The sequence below is a fragment of the Arenimonas fontis genome (assembly GCF_008386465.1).
Classification (GTDB): Bacteria; Pseudomonadota; Gammaproteobacteria; order Xanthomonadales; family Xanthomonadaceae; genus Arenimonas; species Arenimonas fontis.
The window spans coordinates 1-17,925 of the sequence record NZ_VUOD01000007.1; the positions used below are offsets into that span (position 1 = coordinate 1).

At 69.6% G+C, this 17,925-nt stretch carries 17 protein-coding genes and 1 pseudogene; 9 read left to right on the top strand and 9 right to left on the bottom strand.

All coding sequences use genetic code 11. From position 1 onward, the window contains the following. The coding region (locus tag F0415_RS09535) for a transposase (protein WP_149859148.1) at positions 1 to 159 on the top strand (159 nt) is incomplete at its 5' end. Between the two features lie 3 nt (positions 160 to 162). Here the strand turns inward: F0415_RS09535 and F0415_RS09540 are convergent. Genes F0415_RS09540 through F0415_RS09565 form a run of 6 tightly spaced genes read right to left on the bottom strand, consistent with a single transcriptional unit; the run spans position 163 to position 6,823 of the window. Then, a complete protein-coding gene (locus tag F0415_RS09540; RefSeq protein ID WP_210244179.1) occupies positions 163 to 876 on the bottom strand; it encodes a PAS domain-containing protein in 714 nt (237 codons plus the stop codon). 1 nt (position 877) lies between these two features. Next, positions 878 to 2,230 (bottom strand): sigma-54-dependent transcriptional regulator, encoded by a 1,353-nt coding sequence (locus F0415_RS09545; protein WP_149860993.1) that lies wholly within the window; start codon positions 2,228 to 2,230, stop codon positions 878 to 880. 14 nt (positions 2,231 to 2,244) lie between these two features. Next, the gene (locus tag F0415_RS09550; RefSeq protein ID WP_149860994.1) at positions 2,245 to 3,468 is read right to left on the bottom strand and encodes an ABC transporter permease; all 1,224 of its coding nucleotides are present in this window, start codon (positions 3,466 to 3,468) and stop codon (positions 2,245 to 2,247) included. 11 nt (positions 3,469 to 3,479) lie between these two features. Next, positions 3,480 to 4,793, bottom strand: coding sequence for an ABC transporter permease (locus tag F0415_RS09555; RefSeq protein WP_149860995.1), 1,314 nt, complete (start codon positions 4,791 to 4,793; stop codon positions 3,480 to 3,482). A 10-nt stretch (positions 4,794 to 4,803) separates the two neighbouring features. Further along, on the bottom strand, positions 4,804 to 5,520 hold the full coding sequence (locus F0415_RS09560; RefSeq protein WP_149860996.1) for an ABC transporter ATP-binding protein: 717 nt from the start codon (positions 5,518 to 5,520) through the stop codon (positions 4,804 to 4,806). Between the two features lie 31 nt (positions 5,521 to 5,551). Beyond that, the gene (locus tag F0415_RS09565) at positions 5,552 to 6,823 is read right to left on the bottom strand and encodes an efflux RND transporter periplasmic adaptor subunit (RefSeq protein ID WP_210244180.1); all 1,272 of its coding nucleotides are present in this window, start codon (positions 6,821 to 6,823) and stop codon (positions 5,552 to 5,554) included. 235 nt (positions 6,824 to 7,058) lie between these two features. Here F0415_RS09565 and glmS point away from each other — a divergent pair, with 235 nt between their 5' ends. The 3 genes and pseudogenes from glmS to F0415_RS09580 all read left to right on the top strand — a co-directional run bounded on the left by glmS (position 7,059) and on the right by F0415_RS09580 (position 10,093). After that, positions 7,059 to 8,882: a glutamine--fructose-6-phosphate transaminase (isomerizing) gene (gene glmS / locus F0415_RS09570; protein ID WP_149860998.1), complete on the top strand. Its 1,824-nt coding sequence runs from the start codon at positions 7,059 to 7,061 to the stop codon at positions 8,880 to 8,882. A 99-nt stretch (positions 8,883 to 8,981) separates the two neighbouring features. After that, a pseudogene (locus F0415_RS09575) lies at positions 8,982 to 9,439 on the top strand (hypothetical protein); the annotation flags it as partial. Positions 9,440 to 9,514: 75 nt separating this feature from the next. Continuing rightward, positions 9,515 to 10,093 carry an LOG family protein gene (locus F0415_RS09580; RefSeq protein WP_149860999.1) on the top strand — a complete coding sequence of 193 codons (579 nt, stop codon included), beginning with the start codon at positions 9,515 to 9,517 and terminating at the stop codon, positions 10,091 to 10,093. Positions 10,094 to 10,102: 9 nt separating this feature from the next. Here F0415_RS09580 and F0415_RS09585 read toward each other — a convergent pair whose 3' ends face one another. Together F0415_RS09585 and F0415_RS09590 are read right to left on the bottom strand one after the other, a co-directional pair. Beyond that, entirely contained in the window at positions 10,103 to 10,489 is a 387-nt protein-coding gene (locus tag F0415_RS09585) for a TfoX/Sxy family protein (RefSeq protein ID WP_149861000.1), read from the bottom strand. Between the two features lie 13 nt (positions 10,490 to 10,502). Further along, positions 10,503 to 11,003: a GAF domain-containing protein gene (locus tag F0415_RS09590; protein WP_149861001.1), complete on the bottom strand. Its 501-nt coding sequence runs from the start codon at positions 11,001 to 11,003 to the stop codon at positions 10,503 to 10,505. Between the two features lie 81 nt (positions 11,004 to 11,084). Between F0415_RS09590 and F0415_RS09595 the strand changes: the two genes are divergently transcribed. From F0415_RS09595 to F0415_RS09615, 5 genes are all read left to right on the top strand, one after another. Beyond that, positions 11,085 to 11,819 (top strand): TMEM175 family protein, encoded by a 735-nt coding sequence (locus F0415_RS09595; RefSeq protein WP_149861002.1) that lies wholly within the window; start codon positions 11,085 to 11,087, stop codon positions 11,817 to 11,819. Then, positions 11,816 to 12,487, top strand: a complete 672-nt coding sequence (bioD, locus tag F0415_RS09600) for a dethiobiotin synthase (protein WP_149861003.1) — start codon at positions 11,816 to 11,818, stop codon at positions 12,485 to 12,487. The genes F0415_RS09595 and bioD overlap by 4 nt, the downstream gene beginning before the upstream one ends. Positions 12,488 to 12,637: 150 nt before the next feature. Beyond that, positions 12,638 to 13,810 carry an efflux RND transporter periplasmic adaptor subunit gene (locus F0415_RS09605; RefSeq protein ID WP_149861004.1) on the top strand — a complete coding sequence of 391 codons (1,173 nt, stop codon included), beginning with the start codon at positions 12,638 to 12,640 and terminating at the stop codon, positions 13,808 to 13,810. 15 nt (positions 13,811 to 13,825) lie between these two features. Continuing rightward, positions 13,826 to 16,930: an efflux RND transporter permease subunit gene (locus F0415_RS09610; protein WP_149861005.1), complete on the top strand. Its 3,105-nt coding sequence runs from the start codon at positions 13,826 to 13,828 to the stop codon at positions 16,928 to 16,930. Further along, a complete protein-coding gene (locus F0415_RS09615; protein WP_149861006.1) occupies positions 16,927 to 17,571 on the top strand; it encodes a TetR/AcrR family transcriptional regulator in 645 nt (214 codons plus the stop codon). Before F0415_RS09610 ends, F0415_RS09615 begins: the two co-directional genes overlap by 4 nt. On the opposite strand, the gene queD is transcribed toward F0415_RS09615, so the two are convergent. Then, positions 17,553 to 17,912, bottom strand: coding sequence for a 6-carboxytetrahydropterin synthase QueD (queD, locus tag F0415_RS09620; RefSeq protein WP_149861007.1), 360 nt, complete (start codon positions 17,910 to 17,912; stop codon positions 17,553 to 17,555). The two genes, F0415_RS09615 and queD, sit on opposite strands and share 19 nt — an antisense overlap. Between the last annotated feature and the right edge of the window lie 13 nt (positions 17,913 to 17,925).

Here is a 17,925-nt window from a genome sequence, read left to right on the forward strand (position 1 = left end):
ACCAACGGCTTCCTCGAAGCGCTCAACGGCCTGTTTCAGTCCGCCAAGCGCCGCGCTCGCGGCTTCACCCGCTTCACCACTATCAGAACCGTCATCTTCCTGATCGCCGGCAAGCTCGACTTCGCAGTGATCAACCCTCATGCCCGGCAACCCACTTGAAATTCAACAGAGCCCCTTTTTCCAGGTCTGCACCTCCTGTCGGCGCAGTTCACTGGTCAGCTGGCGCAGCAACAGCAGTTCGTGCGGCCGGCCGTTGAGACGGAAACCACGCCGGCTGAGATGGAACACGTCCTCATCATCCTCGCTACCGACGGAGAACAGGCCGTCGCCGCCCCGGTCCATGGCCTCCCGCAAGGCCGGGTCGGCGGCGGCCACGACGGTGGACAGCGCCATGCCTTCGAGCTTGCGCCCCTGGTTGAGCAGGCGCCGCGCCGCCAGATTGCCGAACACGATGTGGCCGCCCTCACCTACCAGCAGCATCGCCACCGGCGAGTTCTGCACCATGGTGTCCAGCAGCAGTTCGCGCTGCACCAGCGCCAGCCGCTGCTCGCGCAGCACGGCGCCGAGTTCGTTGTGGGCCGCGACCAGGTCACCGAGTTCGTCGTCATGGCGCCAGCGCAGGCCGAAGCTGAAATCGCCGTCGCGGTAGCTCAGGGTGGTGCCGGCCAGGGCCCGGAACAGCGACAGGGCCGGTCGCGCCAGACGGCGCATCGTCCACATCGCGCCCAGCGTCGCCACCGCCAGCGCCCCGGCCGCGGCCAGTCGCCAGTCGCCGGTCAGCGCCTGCAGGCCCAGCGCTGCCGCTACCGCCAGCGCGGCCACCATCAGGCTGGCGGCGGCCAGCCATCCGGCGATGGAGCGGCGCTTGAGGCACATCTCAGGGCCTGGCGATGCCCAGGCGCTCCATGCGCCGGTACAGGGCCTGGCGGCTCAGTCCGAGCTCCGCCGCGGCCTGCGACACGATGCCGCCGGCCCTGGCCAGGGCCTGTTCGATCGCCTCGCGGTCGGGCTCGCTCTCCTGGGCCGTCGGTCGCGCGCCCACCGGCTGCAGGCCCAGGTCGGCGGCGGAAACCACCTCGCCGCCGCTCAGCAGGCTGGCCCGGCGCATCACATTCTTCAGTTCGCGCACGTGACCGGGCCAGGGATGGCGCAGCAGGGCGGCGCAGGCGTCCTCGCCCAGGCGCTTGCCCGGCCCGAGGAAGTGATTGGCCAGCGGCAGGATGTCGCGCGGCCGCTCCGCCAGGCCGGGCAGGCGGATTTCAATGACGTTGAGCCGGTAGTACAGGTCCTCGCGGAAGCGGCCCTCGCGGATCATGGCCGGCAGGTCGGCATTGGTGGCGCTGATCACCCGCACCTTCACCTGCCGTTCCTGATTGGAACCCAGGCGGGAGAAGCGGCCGGTCTCCAGTACCCGCAGCAACTTCATCTGTCCCTCGAGTGGCAGGTTGCCAATCTCGTCCAGAAACAGGGTGCCGCCGTCGGCGGCCTCGAACTTGCCCTCGCGGGCCTTGCCGGCGCCGGTGTAGGCGCCGGCCTCGGTGCCGAACAGCTCGGCCTCGATCAGCTCGCTGGGCAAGGCGCCGCAGTTGAGGGTGACGAAGGGCCCCTTGCGCACGGCGGAGTTGGCCTGAAGGATCTCGGCAATCTTTTCCTTGCCGGCGCCGTTGGGGCCGGTCACCAGCACCGGTACGTCGGCACGTGCCACCTGGCAGGCCAGCGACAGCACCCGTTCCATGGCGGGGTCGGCCCAGACCAGGCCGCAAAGATCGTAGTCGCGTTCGAGCTGGTGCCGCCGCCGGCGTTCCTCGCCGGCCCGGGCGGCCAGGGCCCGGCTGGTCTGACCCAGTTCCAGCAGGTTGGACACGGTAGCCAGCAGCTTGTTGTCGTCCCAGGGCTTGGCCAGGTAGTCGGCCGCGCCGGCCTTGACCAGGTCCACCGCCGACTCCAGGTGGGTCCAGGCGGTCAACAGGACCACCGGCAGCCCGGGGTGCTCGGCGCGGATCGCCCGGAACAGCGCTTCGCCTTCCTCGCCGGACGTGGTGTCGGCGCTGAAGTTCATGTCCTGGATGACCAGATCCACCGGCTCCTGGCGCAGCCGCGCCAACCCTTCTTCCGGCGTGGCCGCGTGCAGGGTGCGCAGCTCGTGCAGCGAGAACAGCACCTCCAGCGCCGTCGCCACGGCCGGGTTGTCGTCGATCACCAGGACGGTGGCATTGGCGGAATGCGGCATGCGCCAAGCCTACCTCAGGCGGTACGGGTGGCGACGGCCGGCGGTACCCGGGCGGCCCGCCAGGCCGGCCCCAGCACCGCCGTCAGGCCCAGCAGCCACATGACGGCCATGCCGATGCCCAGGTACATGCCCGGCAGCCTCGGCAGCTCCAGCGCACGTACCAGGAAATCGTTCAAGGCCAGTGCCAGGCCCAGGCCGACCGCCACGCCGCCTGTGGTGATCAGCAGGTTCTCGACCAGGAAGTAGCGCAGGATGTCCCATTGCCGTGCGCCAAGGGCCCGCCGCACGCCGATCTGCTTGCGGCGCTGGTTCACCCACAGGCTGGCCATGCCGACGATGCCGCTGGCGGTGATCAGCAGCAGGAAGACGGTCACCGCGATCAGCAGGCCCGCCAGCATGCGTTCGCCGGCATAGCGGCTGGCGCGCGCTTCGGCGAAAGTACGCGTGCCCAACAGCACCCGGTCCTTGCTGAGCGCCGTCAGCGCCTTCTCCGCCTCGGCCATCACCCGGTCCTGGGCACCCGGCTCGGTGCGCACCGAATAGCGGGTGAAAGGGTCTATGTAGCGGACCGGGCCGATCATGCTGTTCTCGACCCGGTCGTCGGTCTGCCCATAGGGAGTTTGCAGCCGTTCCACCACACCGACGATCCGGACGCTGTCCGCGTCCGGGCCCGAGCCCAGGTAGAAGCTGCGGCCGACGAAACTGGTCTCGCCGGGAAACAGTTTCTCGGCCAGCGCCCGGGTGACGATCATCACCGTGGGGTTGCGTTGCTCCTTGCTGGGGTCGATCTCGATGTATTCCTCGGGCGTGAAGTCGCGCCCCTCTACCAGCCGCAGGCCGAAGGTCTCGATCACCGAGTCGCCGCTGAAGTAGTAGGTGGTGCTGAGCTGGGTGTCGCCGCGGCGATCGGCGGTCAGCCCGCCCCAGTTCCAGCCGGACTGGCCCAGCGGGATCTGGTTGGTCCAGCCGGCGGCGACCACGCCGGGAATGGCGCGCAGTGCTTCCAGATCGCGAAGCTGCATGCCCTTGATGTCGGCGATGGGGCGATGCGGATAGAAGCGCATCTCGAACAGGTTCTGTTCGTCGGCGCCGGTCGGCCGGGCCGCCACCTGCAAACGGTCGCGGATGATGTACAGGGCATTGCAGACGATGGCCAGGGTCAGCGCCACCTGGGCCGCGATCAGCAGGGGCGCGGTCTTGGCGCGTAGCATGGCCGAGAGGATCGGACGGATTTCCATGGCGGCTTTCCTCACTGGCTCTTGAGTTGCAGGGCGGGGACCACCTGGCAGGCGCGCCAGGTCGGTAGCAGGCCGGCCAGCAGCGCGGTCAGCACCGAGAGAACGATGGCTGCGGCCAGCATCGGCAGATCCAGGCGGGCGACCAGGTCCAGGTTCTCATCGAACTTGCGGATCCAGGCCAGCGCGCCGGCAGCCAGGGCGGTACCGGCCGCCGCGCCCACCAGACCGATCACTCCCGCCTCGGTCAGGTACTGGGTGAAGATCTCGCGGCGACTGGCGCCGAGGGCGCGACGCACGCCGATCTCGCCCGGACGGGCGCTGAACTTGGCCAGCAACAGGCCGGCGGTGTTCACCAGGCAGACCAGCAGGAAACCGAGTGACAGCCAGGTGGCCGTGCGGGTGTCGTCGCTGACCACGCCCCGCACGTCCAGCCACTCCCTCACCGTATGCGCGCGGTTGTTGTTGTCGCGCGGGAAGCGGTTCAGGGCGCGCTGTTCGTTGGTGTAGGCATCCAGGTAGTCGAGGTAGTCGCGCAGAGCGTCCGCCGATGCCAGCTCGGCCCAGTACTGCACCCACACGCATTCGGACAGCACGTAGCCGCGAAAGCCCGGCTCCGGCGGAGCCTGGCTGCAGTCCAGGTTGCCGTTGATGCCCATCTCGGCAGACACCGCGGTGCGGAAGGGCACGAACACCTCCTCGCTGGTATCGAAACTCTGCGATCCGACCAGGCGGTAGAACTTCGGCACCGGATTCCACGTGTCCACCACGCCGGCCACGGTGTACTCGCGCTCGCCCAGGCGGATGCCCTTGCCGACCGGGTCGGTGCCCTCGCCGAATACCCGTTCGGACAGGCTACGGCCCAGCACCACGACAGAGGCGCCGCGCTGGTCGTCCTCGGCACTCCAGGCCTGGCCATAGAGGAAGGGGACGTCGAACATGGCGAAAAAGTCGCGACCGGTGGCGATGCCGTCCACGAAGAAGGGCGGCAGATCCTCGCGCCCGGAATCCACCGCCGGCGATACGCCGTAGATCGGGGCCTGCCGAACCGCCTTGCCGGCGTCCCACAGGGCGACCGCATCGCGATGGGTGATCTGCTCCGGGGGTTCCGGGTTGTTGCTGCGGCTGTCGGCGGGGCGATTGTCCAGGCGCACATATACCAGCCGGTCCGACTTGTGCGGAATGGGGTCGCCAGACATGCCGTACAGCAGGGTAAGGGTGGTCATGCTGGCGGCCACGCCCACCGACAGGGTCAGCACCATCAGCGTGGTCAGCACCGGATTGCGGCGCAGGCTGCGGAAGCCCAGGGCAAGGTAGTAGCGGAACATCGTTGCCTCCTCAGGCTTCGGCCTGGACCGCGGCGGCGGCCAGCGCCCGCTGCGTCTCGTGGCTCAGGTCGCTGACCTGGCCGTCGATGATGTGGACGTTGCGCTGGGCGCGGGCGGCCAGTTCCGGGTCATGGGTGACCATCAGGATGGTGGTGCCGCCGGCATTGATTTCCTCCAGCAGTTCCATCACGCCGCGGGCCATGTGCGAGTCGAGGTTGCCGGTCGGCTCGTCGGCCAACAGCAGGCGCGGGCTGCCGGCAAGGGCGCGGGCGATGGCGACGCGCTGTTGCTGGCCGCCGGAAAGCTCGGCCGGGTAGTGCTTCATGCGCGAGGCCAGGCCGACCTGGGCCAGGGCCTGCTCGATGCGACGCTTGCGCTCGCCGGCGCCGAAGCCGCGGTAGCGCAGCGGCACGTCCACGTTGTCGTAGAGGTTGAGGTCGGGGATCAGGTTGAAGCCCTGGAAGATGAAGCCAAGTTTCTCGTTGCGCAGGCGCGAACGGGCGTTGTCGTCCAGGCCGCGCACGTCCACCCCGTCCAGCCAGTACTCGCCGCCGGTGAACTCCTCCAGCAGGCCGGCGATGTTCAGGAAGGTGGTCTTGCCCGAGCCGGAAGGGCCGGTGACGGCAACGAACTCGCCTTCCTTGACGTGGATGTCGAAACCGCGCAGGGCGTGCGTCTCGATCATGTGGGTGCGGTAGACCTTGCTCAGGTTCTGCATGCGCAGCATGGGGTTCTCCTCGGCGTTCCTGCGGGTGGGTTCAATCGGCGACGGCGATGCGCTCGGCGTCCGCGAAGCGTTCGGTTCCGGAGATGACGATGCGGTCGCCCTCGGCCAGTCCTTCCAGGACCTCGACACTGGCGACACTGGTGGCGCCGATGCGGACCGGGACGCGCTCGGCGTAGCCGTCGCGCACCACGTAAGCGAAGCGGCCGCCCTGGGCCTCCAGGAAGGGACCGCGCGCCACCATCAGCACGTCCGGCTTCTCCTCGAACAGGATGCGGGCGGAAATGCGCTGGTTCTGGCGCAGCCCGGGCGGCTGCTCGCCTTCGAAGCGGACCCGGGCCAACACCTGGTTGTTGACCACTTCCGGCGAGATCGCCGAAACGGTGGCCGGCACCACGGTGTTGCCGATCCGGACCTCGGCGGTCATGCCCAGGCCGAGGTCCTCGGCGTAGGACTCCGGCACCTCCAGCTCGACCTCCAGCCGGCTCAGGTCCACCACCGTCATCAGGGCGGTGTTGGGTGCGACCACGGCGCGGTCGGCGACGTTGAGCGTGCCGACGATGCCGTCCACCGGCGCGCGAACGTTCAGCTCCTCGACCCGGCGCTCGACGTTGGCGGTCAGCAGGCGCTGCCGTTCCAGCAGCTGTTCCTGGGTCTTCAGCGCCAAGGCGACATCGCTGGCTTCCAGCCTGGCAGCAGCACTGGCGTGGCGGGCGCGGATCTCGGCGCTTTCCAGCGCGTCCTTGGCGCGCAGGTAGTCCACCTCGGGCAGGGCGCCCAGTTCGTAACCGCGTTTGGCCCGCTGCAGGTCGCGCAGGGCGGCCAGGCGGGCGACCTCGGCCTCGTCGGCATCGCGCTGGGCCAGCAGGCTGGCCTTGCGCGCGAGGATGCGCTGACGAGCGACTTCCGCTTCCAGCTGCGCCAGGGTGGCGCGTTCCTGCTGCAGTTCGTTTTGCAGTTCGGGCGAGTCCAGCAGCGCCAGCACCTGGCCCTTGGCCACGGTGTCGCCGGCCTCGATCTTCAGGGCGACGGTGCCGGCGGCCGGGGCATACAGGGTCGGGCTGACCGCGGCGACGACCCGGCCGTTGACGGCGGCGTCGCGGGTCAGGGTGCCGCGGGTCACCTCGGCGAAACGCAGCCGCTCGGCCGAAACGGCGCCGGCGCTGCCCAGCCAGCTACCCAGCAGCCATAGCAGCAGCGTCCCCAGGGCCACCGCCGCCCCCACCAGGGTCAGCGGCCGTTTCCAGGCCGGCGCCGCCGGTGCGGCCAGCAGCCGATCCTGTCCCGAGGTATCCCTGATTGCCACGCGCCACCTCCGTCGTCCACACCCGTCGCTTGGGGCGGCCCCACCTTCGCGCAGGGCCCGACCCGCTTTCCTGGCTCGATTGATGCAGGAGGCGTGCCAACGGTAAGGTGTTGAATGAAAAAGGGTAGGCGGTGTCCGTGGCTGTCCTGCGGTTGTCCGCCTCCAGGGGGGCGGACACGGCAACCGGATCCTTCCATTACACTGGCGGCAACCGCGGAAAAGGAGCTCCCGCAGCATGTGCGGCATCGTCGGCATCAGCGCCCAGCGCAACATCATCCAGCATCTGATCGCCGGCCTGGCGGCGCTCGAATACCGCGGCTATGACTCCGCCGGCGTGGTCATGGTCGCGGGCGACGGCATCGCCCGCATCCGCGCCAAGGGCAAGGTGCGCGACCTGCAGGCCCTGCAGCGCGAGACCGGTCTGGACGGCCACTGCGGCATTGCCCACACCCGCTGGGCCACCCACGGCGTGCCCAGCGAACACAATGCGCATCCGCACGTGTCCGGCCCGACCAGCGTCGTGCACAACGGCATCATCGAGAACCACGCCGTGTTGCGTGCCCGCCTCCAGGCCGAGGGCTTCGAGTTCACTTCCGAAACCGACACCGAGGTCATCGCCCACCTGGTGGAAAGCCACCAGCGCCAGGGCAAGGACCTGCTGGCGGCGGTGCAGGCGGCGGTCGCCGAACTGCATGGCGCCTATGCCATCGCGGTGGTGTCGGCACGAGAGCCGGGCGTGGTGGTCGGCGCCCGCTACGGCGCGCCGTTGATCGCCGGCCTGGGCGAGGGCGAGCAGTACCTGGCCTCGGACGTGCACGCCCTGCTGCCGCTGACCCGCCGCTTCATCTATCTCGAGGAAGGCGACGTGGTGAAGATCGGCCACGACGCCCTGGACATCTTCGACGCCGAAGGCCGGCCGGTCCGGCGCGAGATCCGCGAGTCGCACTTCAGCGCCGATGCCGTGGATCGCGGCGAGTACCCGCACTACATGCTCAAGGAGATCCACGAGCAGCCCCAGGCCATTGCCGACACCCTGGAGGGCCGCATCGCCGGCGGCCGCATCCTGACCCAGATCCTCGGCGTGGAGGCAGAGCGCCTGCTGGCGGAAACGCAGTCGGTGCACATCATCGCCTGCGGCACCAGCTATCACGCCGGCCTGGTGGCGCGGTACTGGATCGAGCAACTGGCCGGCGTGCCCTGCACCGCCGAGATTGCCAGCGAGTACCGCTACCGCAACCCGGTGGTGCGGGAAGGCACGCTGTTCCTGACCATCTCCCAGTCCGGCGAGACCGCCGACACCCTGGCCGCGCTCAAGCTGTCGCGGCAGCGGCCCTACCTGTGCCGGATGGCGGTGTGCAACGTGCCGGAAAGTTCGATCGTGCGCGAATCGGAGCTGGTGCTGATGACCCGGGCAGGCCCGGAAATCGGCGTGGCCTCGACCAAGGCCTTCAGCACCCAGCTGGTGGCCCTGGCCCTGTTCGCGCTGGAACTTGCCCGCGCCAGAGGGCTGGACCCGGCCCGCTATTCCGACGGCGTGCGCCAGCTGGAACTGCTGCCCGGCCAGGTGGCGCAGGTCCTGGCCCTGGATCCGCAGATCCGCCGGCTGGCCGAGGCCTTCGTGCAGAAACAGCACGCCCTGTTCCTCGGCCGCGGCACGCACTGGCCGGTGGCCATGGAAGGCGCGCTCAAGCTCAAGGAGATCAGCTACATCCACGCCGAGGCCTACGCCGCCGGCGAGCTCAAGCACGGCCCGCTGGCCCTGGTGGACGCCGACATGCCGGTGGTGGCGGTGATGCCCAACGATGCGCTGCTGGACAAGCTCAAGTCCAACCTCGAGGAGGTCAGCGCCCGCGGCGGCCAGCTGTACGTGTTCGCCGACGAGGACGTCGCGACCGGCATGGACAAGGGCCATGTGCTGACCTTGCCCCGCGCCGGCGAGATCGCCGCGCCGGTGATCTCGACCGTGCCGCTGCAGCTGCTGGCCTACCACGTGGCCGTCCTGCGCGGCACCGACGTGGACCAGCCGCGCAACCTGGCCAAGTCGGTGACGGTGGAATGATGTTGGCAGCCACGGCGGGCGGCTGCTGATTTCCCGGCCGCGCCGGCTCCGTGCTAGAGCAGGGCCATATCGGTCCCGCGAGCGAGAAGGAGGCTGGCAATGGCGGAAGGCGGTTTCCGGGAGGATGCGCCCATGGCCTTGTGGCAGGAGCTGGTGCGCGAAGGCGAATCGCGCGCAGGCCTGGACCTGCCCGAGGACGTCGAGGCCTACCTGGTGTTCCTGCTGATGCGTCACCTGCGCGACGGCGCCCTGGCCGGCCGCACCATGGCCCTGGAATGGCTGCAGGCCATGGACCTGGCCGGCCGCGCCCGCGCCGACGCCCTGCGCGACGTCGGCGACCGCTGCCTGATCATCGCCGGCTGGTACCCGGCCCTGGCCGAGCGCCGGCGGGTATCGCCCGACTACTTCCAGGACATCGGCCGCAACGCCTATGACGGCGTGGCCGGCAGCGCCGGCGGCGGCTACGGCCAGCTGTTCGCCCGGCTGGCCGGGGCCTACCGCGCCATGGTCCGGGTGCTGGCGGCCACCGCCGCGGCCGCCGGTGGCACAATGGCGCCCTCCCATCGCCCGGTTCCGCTGCCGGTCGCACCCACGCGCAGGCACTGAGCGCCGGGTCCCGCCGAGGCCCATCCATGCGCATCTGTGTCTACGCCGCTTCCAGCGCCCGCGTGGCGCCCGAATTCCATGCCGCCGCCCGCGCCCTGGGCGAGGCCCTGGCCGCCGAGGGCTGCGGCATCGTCTACGGGGGCGGCTCGCAGGGACTGATGGGCTCGCTGGCCGACGGCGCCCTGGCCAAGGGCGGCGAGGTGATCGGCATCCTGCCCAGGTTCATGGCCGACCTGGAATGGGGCCACCCCGGTTTGACCAGGCTTGAGCTGGTCGAGGACATGCGCGAGCGCAAGCACCGCCTGCTCGCCGATTCCGATGCCGTGGTGGCCTTGCCCGGCGGTTGCGGCACCCTGGAGGAGCTGTTCGAGGCGATCACCCTCAAGCGCCTGGGCCTGTATTTCAACCCGATCCTGCTGCTGAACGTGCGTGGTTTCTACGCGCCCCTGCAGGCTTTCATGGAACAGGTGATCGCCGAGCGGTTCATGAATCCGCAGCACGCGGCGATGTGGCAATTGGTGGACGAGGTCGGGCAGGTGCTGCCGACCATCCGGAGCACGCCGAAGTGGCGTGAGGACGCGCGCGAGTACGCGGTGGTGCGCTGAGGCGGCGGCTCAGTCGCGCTCGGCGGCCGGATCGTCGAAGCCGAAATCGGGTTCCGGCATCGTGCCCTCGTCCTCGTCGTGGCGCAGGGTGATGACCGGGCCCGCAACCGGCACCCGCTTGCCGCGCGGCGGCGGCAGCTTGGCCACTTCCTCGCCGGCGGCCAGCACCAGTTCCTGGCGGCGTTCTTCCGGGATCTCCTGCCAATGACAGCCGAGGATGGCGCCTTCGAGGGCGTACAGCAGGTTGAGACTGGGCTTGAAACCCGCCCGCTTGACCCGGATGAAGGCGGCCAGCGCCCCCACCGCTTCCAGGTCCGCCTGGTTGTGGATGCCGGTCTGGCGCAGCCAGGCGGCGGACTTGGGACCGATGTTGCGCAGCTTTCCGTCGGAACTCATCGGCAATCCTCGTTCATCGCGGCGGGGCGGCCGGATCCAGGGTCTCCAGGAAGGCCTTGGCGATCGCCTCCAGCCCGGCCTGGTCGTCGGCGTCGAAGCGGTCCGGTACCGGGCTGTCCAGGTCGAACACACCGACCAGCCGCTCTCCCAGGTACAACGGCACCACCAGCTCGGAACGGGACGCCGAATCGCAGGGGATATGCCCGGGGAAGGCGTCCACGTCGGCCACCCGCTGGGTCTGCCGGGTCGCGGCGGCGGTGCCGCACACGCCCTTGCCCAGGGCGATGCGCACGCAGGCCGGCCGCCCCTGGAAAGGGCCGACCACCAGTTCCTGGCCGTCGAAGAAATAGAAACCCACCCAGTTCAGCTCCGGCAGGGCATGGAATACCAGCGAGCCGAGGTTGGCGGCGTTGGCGATGTGGTCGCGCTCGCCGTGCATCAGGGCGCGCGCCTGTTCGAGCAGTTGGGCGTACTGCTGCGGCTTGTCGCCGTCGAGCGTGCTGGACTGGAACATGCCGGTTTCCTCGCGGGGGAAGCGAGTTTAGCAGCGCGGCGCGGCCGGGGCTGCTGTTAAGCTCGCCGGCGGAGGAGAGGCATGGACACCAGAGCGTTGCCCGTGGAGAACGGCTTCCGCCTGCGCGGCGGCCAGGTCACCCGTACCGAGGCCTTCGTGGACGCGGCCTTTGCTTTCACCCTGACCCTGCTGGTGATTTCGGTGGACCGGGTGCCCTCGACCATCCAGGAGCTGCTGGACGCGCTCAAGGGAGTGCCGGCCTTCGCCGCCTGTTTCGCCCAGCTGGGCCTGTTCTGGCACGGGCATTCCCGCTGGAGCCGGCGCTATGGCCTGGATGACGGCCGCAGCACGCTGCTGAGCTTGCTGCTGGTGTTTCTGGTGATGGTCTACGTCTATCCGCTCAAGCTTCTGTTCGGTACCTTCTTCGCCTGGATCACCGGCGGCTGGATTCCTTCGCCGCTGGAACGGCTGAGCGGCTACGACGACATCCGCATCATGTTCATCGTCTACGGCCTGGCCTTCGCCACGCTGTCGCTGTGCCTCGCGGCCCTGTACTCGCACGCCTTGCGCCAGCGCGCAGTGCTGGACCTGGACCTGGAGGAAACGGCGCAGACTGCCGCGGAAGTGGCGGTGCTGCGCTGGGCAGCCCTGGTCGGGGCGCTCTCGCTGCTGACGGCGCTGGCCATGCCCGCGGTGCCGCCATACTGGCTGGCCGGATTGCCGGGCCTGGTCTATTTCCTGATGAACCTCTCGTACTGGGTGGGCAAGCGCGCAGCCGGTCGCGCCCGCCGACGTTACGGCGCCGGTTCGTCATGATGCGGCGCGGCTGTTTCGTCACCGGTACCGATACCGGCGTGGGCAAGTCGGTGGTTTCCGCGGCCCTGCTGCACGCCCTGCGCCGGGATGGTCGCCCGGCCGTGGGCATGAAGCCGGTGGCCAGCGGTTGCGCGCTCACACCGGATGGGTTGCGCAACGAGGATGCCCTGCGCCTTCAGGCCGCCAGCGCACCCAGGCCGCCCTACCCCCTGGTCAACCCGGTGGCGCTGCCCGACCCGACCGCGCCGCAGATTGCGGCGGCCCGGGCCGGCGTGGCGGTGTCGCTGGCGGCGTTGCTGGACGCGCACCGCCGACTCGAGGCCCTGGCCGGGCGGGTGGTGGTGGAGGGCGTGGGCGGCTGGATGTCCGGCCTGGGTGGCGGCCTGGACCAGGTGGACCTGGTCCGGGCCCTGGACCTGCCGGTGCTGCTGGTGGTCGGCCTGAGGCTGGGCTGCCTCAACCATGCCCGGCTCACCGCCCGGGCCGTGGTTGCCGACGGCTGCCACCTGCTGGCCTGGGTCGGCAGCCGGATCGAACCGCCCGGGAACGACGCCGACGAATACCTTGGCCTGCTTTCGGCCGCCCTTCCCGTTCCCTGCTGGGGGGTGCTGCCGCATGCCCCCGGCGCCGCACCGGAAGAACTCGCACCCTACCTGGCCCTTGCCTGACCGGGCCGGGGCAGGTGCGGGCAAACCCGGGATTCCCGGCTTACTTCCTGCACTTGACAGTTCAGGAACCAAAAATAGAATGCCCATTCACTTTTTCCCGCGCCGCCCGCCCCGGGCGCGTCCGCTCCCACTTTCCGCCGAGGCTCCCCCATGTCCGCAGCCCGTTCCTGGCGTGTTCTCGTCCTGTCCGCCGGCGCCAGCCTGGCCCTGGCCGCCTGTTCCGGCGACGCCGCCCCTCCCATGCAGATGCCGCCGCCGGAGGTCACCGTGGTCACCCTGAAGGCGCAGCCGGTGCCGCTGAGCCGCGAGTTGCCCGGCCGCACCGTGCCTTTCCTGGTCGCCGAGGTGCGGCCCCAGGCCAGCGGCATCGTCAAGGAGCGCCTGTTCGAGGAAGGCGGCCTGGTGAAGGCCGGGCAGGTGCTTTACCAGCTGGACGACGCCAGCTACCGCGCCGCCCGCGACGAGGCCGCCGCCAACCTGGCCCGCGCCCGCGCCACAGCGGAGACGGCACGCCTGGCGGCCCAGCGCTCCACCGAGCTGGTGGCGCGCAAGCTGGTCAGCCAGCAGGACCACGAGCGCACGGTGGCTGCCGCCGCCGAGGCCCAGGCCGGCGTCGCCGCCGCCAAGGCCGCGCTGGATTCGGCCGAGGTCAACCTGGGCTACACCCGCATCGTCGCCCCGATCGACGGTCGCGCCGGCAAGTCCAGCGTCACCGCCGGCGCCCTTGTGACCGCCAACCAGACCGACGCCCTGGTGACGGTGCAGCAGCTCGACCCGATCTACGTGGACCTGGCGCAGTCGGCCGCCGAATGGCTGCAGCTGCGCAAGGACATCGAGGCCGGCAAGCTGCGGCCCAACGAGGGCGTGCCGGTGCGCGTCCTGCTGGAGGACGGCAGCGAATACCCGCACGAGGGCCGGCTGGAGTTCACCGACGTCACGGTGGACGAAGGCACGGGCAGCTACACCCTGCGGGTGCGCGTGCCCAATCCCGACAATCTGCTGCTGCCGGGCATGTACGTGCGCGCGGTGGTGCAGCTGGGCCTGCGCCCGGAAGGCGTGCTGGCGCCGCAGCAGGGCATCAGCCGCGACGCCAAGGGCAATGCCAGCGCCCTGGTGGTGAATGCCGACGGCCAGGTGGAGGCGCGCACCGTGGTCACCAGCCGCACGGTCGGCGACCGCTGGCTGGTCGAATCCGGCCTGGAAGCCGGCGACCGCGTCATCGTCGAGGGCCTGCAGAAGGTGCAGCCCGGCATGCCGGCCACGCCGGTCGAGGCCGGCGAGCAGCCGGCGCAGGCGGAGCCGGCCCCCGCCGGCGCCGAATAATCCGGAGCCGAATCCATGGCAAGGTTTTTCATTGATCGGCCCATCTTCGCCTGGGTCATCGCGATCATCGTCATGCTGGCCGGCGCGCTGTCGCTGACCCGGTTGCCGATTTCACGCTACCCGACCATCGCCCCGCCCTCGGTGACCATCAGCACCGTCTATCCGGGCGCCTCGGCGCAGGTGGCGGAGAGCTCGGTCACCCAGATCATCGAACAGGCCATGACCGGCCTGGACGGGCTGGACTACATGTCCGCCACCAGCGATTCCAACGGCGCGGTCTCGGTTACCCTGACCTTCGAAACCGGCACCGACCCGGACATCGCCCAGGTGCAGGTGCAGAACAAGCTGCAGCTGGCCACCGCGCGGCTGCCCTCGATCGTGCAGCAGCAGGGCATTTCGGTCACCAAGGCCAGTTCCGGCTTCCTGCTGGTGATCGGCTTCGTCTCCGAGGACGGCAGCATGGAGCGCTCCGACATCTCGGATTACGTGTCCGCCAACATCGTGGACCCGCTCAGCCGTGTGCCGGGCGTCGGCAGCGTGCAGGTGTTCGGCGGCGAATACGCCATGCGCATCTGGCTGGACCCGGGCAAGCTCAACACCTTCCGGATGACGCCGGCAGACGTGGTGTCGGCCCTGCAGGCGCAGAACGCCCAGGTTGCCGTCGGTCAGCTCGGCGGCACGCCCGCGATCGATGGCCAGCAGATCAACGCCACCATCGTCGCCCAGGACCGCCTGCAGACACCCGGGCAGTTCCGCGACATCATCCTGCGCGCCAATGCCGACGGTTCGGTGTTGCGCCTGGGCGACGTCGCCCGCGTCGAGCTGGGCTCGGACAGCTACCAGGTGATCACCCGTTACAACGGGCGCCCGGCCTCCGGCCTGGCGGTGTCGCTGGCCACCAATGCCAACGCGCTGTCCACCGCCCAGGGCGTGGATGCCCTGCTCAAGCAGCTGGCGCCGAGTTTCCCGAAGGGCCTCAAAGCGGTGGTGCCTTTCGATACCACGCCCTTCGTGCAGGCATCCATCCGCGAGGTGGTCAAGACCCTGCTCGAGGCAGTGGTGCTGGTGTTCCTGGTCATGTTCCTGTTCCTGCAGAACTTCCGCGCCACCCTGATCCCGACCATCGCCGTGCCGGTGGTGTTGCTCGGCACCCTGGCGGTGCTGCTGGCCCTGGGTTTCTCGATCAACATGCTGACCATGTTCGCCATGGTGCTGGCGATCGGCCTGCTGGTGGACGACGCCATCGTCGTGGTCGAGAACGTCGAGCGCCTGATGAGCGAGGAGGGCCTCAGCCCGGTCGAGGCCACCCGCAAGTCCATGGACCAGATCACCGGTGCCCTGGTCGGCATCGGCATGGTGCTGGCGGCGGTGTTCGTCCCGATGGCCTTCCTGACCGGCTCCACCGGCGTGATCTATCGCCAGTTCACCGCCACCATCGTCTCGGCGATGGCGCTGTCGGTACTGGTGGCCATCGTACTGACGCCGGCCCTGTGCGCCACACTGCTCAAGCCGCTGAAGAAGGGCGAGCACCACGGCGAGCGCGGCTTCTTCAAGTGGTTCAACCGGACGTTCGACGCCGGAAACAGCCGCTACCAGGGCATCGTCGCCAGGATGCTGCGCCGGACCGGCCGTTTCCTGGCCATCTATGCCGTACTGGCGGTGCTGGCGGTGGCGCTGTTCATGCGCGTGCCCTCGTCCTTCCTGCCGGACGAGGACCAGGGCGTGCTGTTCACCATCGTCCAGGCGCCGGTCGGCGCCACCCAGCAGCGCACCCAGAAAGTGATGGAGCAGGTGGAGAAGTACTATCTCGAGCAGGAATCCGATCACCTGGTGTCGGTGTTCACCGTGCAGGGCTTCAGCTTTGCCGGCTCCGGCCAGAACAACGGCATGGCCTTCGTCAATCTGAAGGAATGGGACGAGCGCACCACCCCCGAGTCGAGCATCGATGCCCTGGTCGGCCGCGCCTGGGCCGCCCTGAGCCAGATCAAGGACGCGATGGTGTTCACCCTGGCGCCGCCGCCGGTGCCCGAGCTGGGCACCACCGGCGGCTTCAACCTTTACCTGCAGGACCGCGGCGGCAAGGGCCATGCCGCCCTGATGGAGGCGCGCAACCAGCTGCTGGGCCTGGCGGCGCAAAGCCCGCTGCTGACCCAGGTGCGCCCGAACGGCCAGGAAGACACGCCGCAGTTCCGCGTGGACGTGGACACCGCCCGCGCCGCCGCCCTGGGCGTGTCCATCGCCGAGATCAACAGCACCCTGTCCCTGGCCTGGGGCGGCCGCTACGTGGACGATTTCATCGATCGCGGCCGGGTCAAGCGGGTGTACGTGCAGGCCGATGCGCCCTTCCGCATGGTGCCGGAGGACTTCAACCAGTGGTACGTGCGCAACGCCGCCGGCGAGATGGTGCCCTTCAGCGCCTTCGCCAGTACCCGCTGGGAGTACGGCTCGCCGCGCCTGGAGCGCTACAACGGTGTCCCGGCGATCAACATCACCGGCCTGCCGGCCCCGGGCGTGAGCTCGGGCGACGCCATGGCCGAGATGGAGCGGCTGGCGGCCGAGCTGCCAGAGGGCTTCGGCATCGAGTGGAGCGGCACGTCCTACCAGGAGCGGGTTGCCAGCGCGCAGACGCCGATGCTGTACACGCTGTCGGTGCTGATCGTTTTCCTGTGCCTGGCGGCGCTGTACGAGAGCTGGTCGATTCCCACCTCGGTGCTGCTGGTGGCGCCGCTGGGCATCCTTGGCTGCGTGCTGTTCACCTGGTTGCGCGGCATGGAGCGGGATGTCTACTTCCAGGTCGGCATGCTGACGACGGTCGGCCTGTCGAGCAAGAACGCGGTGCTGATCATCGAATTCGCCAAGGCCAATGTCGAGCGTGGCATGGCCCTGGTCGAGGGGACGCTGGCGGCGGTGCGCGACCGCCTGCGGCCGATCCTGATGACCTCGATCGCCTTCGGCTTCGGTGTGCTGCCGCTGGCCATCGCCACCGGCGCCGGCTCCGGCGCCCAGCGCGCCATCGGCACCGGCGTCATTGGCGGCATGGTCACCGGCACCTTCCTCGGCATCTTCTTCATCCCGCTGTTCTTCGTCGCGGTACGGCGGCTGTTCGGCCGGCGGACATGAGCCCGATGCCGATCGGCGGCAGCGAGAAATCCCGGGCGCGCGCCCAGGCGCAGCGCGCCCGGATCCTCGAGGCGGCCCGCGAGTGTTTCTCGGAGAGCGGCTTCCACGGCGCCAGCATGGCCCGCATCGGCGAACGGGCCGGCATGAGCGCCGGCCTGATCTACCGTTACTTCGCCAGCAAAGCGGAGATCATCCGTGCGATCGCCGAAGGACAACGGGAAGTCAGGATGCGGACGATGGCCGAGGTCGGCAGCCGACTGGAACTGCTCGAGCGCGTCCTGGACAAGCTGTCCGAATGGCGCCGCGCCGGACTGGCGCCCGGCGCCTTCGACCCGGCGCTGTTTCTCGAGGTCACTGCCGAGGCGGGCCGCGACCCGGCCATCGCCGCCCTGGTCGGCGCGCAGGAAGAACAGGCCTGCGCCGACATGGCGCGGATCGTCGAGCGGGAAGCGCTGGCCGCCGGCGTCCGCCTGCCGCCGCCGGCGCTGCGCCGGCATGCCTTGCTGCTGCGCTGTCTCGTGGACGGCGTCATCCTGCGCTGCGTGCGCGACCCGAAGCTGGATTTCGCCCAGGTCCGGGCCAGCCTGCGCAGCCTGGTGCCACCCCTGGAGGAGCGGCCTGATCAGTCCGGCCCGGTGTAACGGCAGCCGGAGGTGCAGGTTTCGTGCACCACCACCGCGCTCAGCAGCGGCAGGCTCGGCTTCAGCTCCCGCCAGATCCAGATCGCCAGGTTTTCGCTGGTCGGGTTTTCCAGGCCGGGGATGTCGTTGAGGTAGTGGTGGTCCAGCCGCTCGTACAGCGGCTGGAACGCCGCCTTGATGTCGGCGAAGTCCATCACCCAGCCGGTGTCGGCGCCGACCTCGCCACTGACGTGCAGCTCGACCCGGAAACTGTGTCCGTGCAGGCGCGCGCACTTGTGCCCCGGCGGCACGTTCGGCAGCCGGTGTGCGGCTTCCAGGGTGAAGGTCTTGAAGATGTCCATGCGGCGGGCCGGC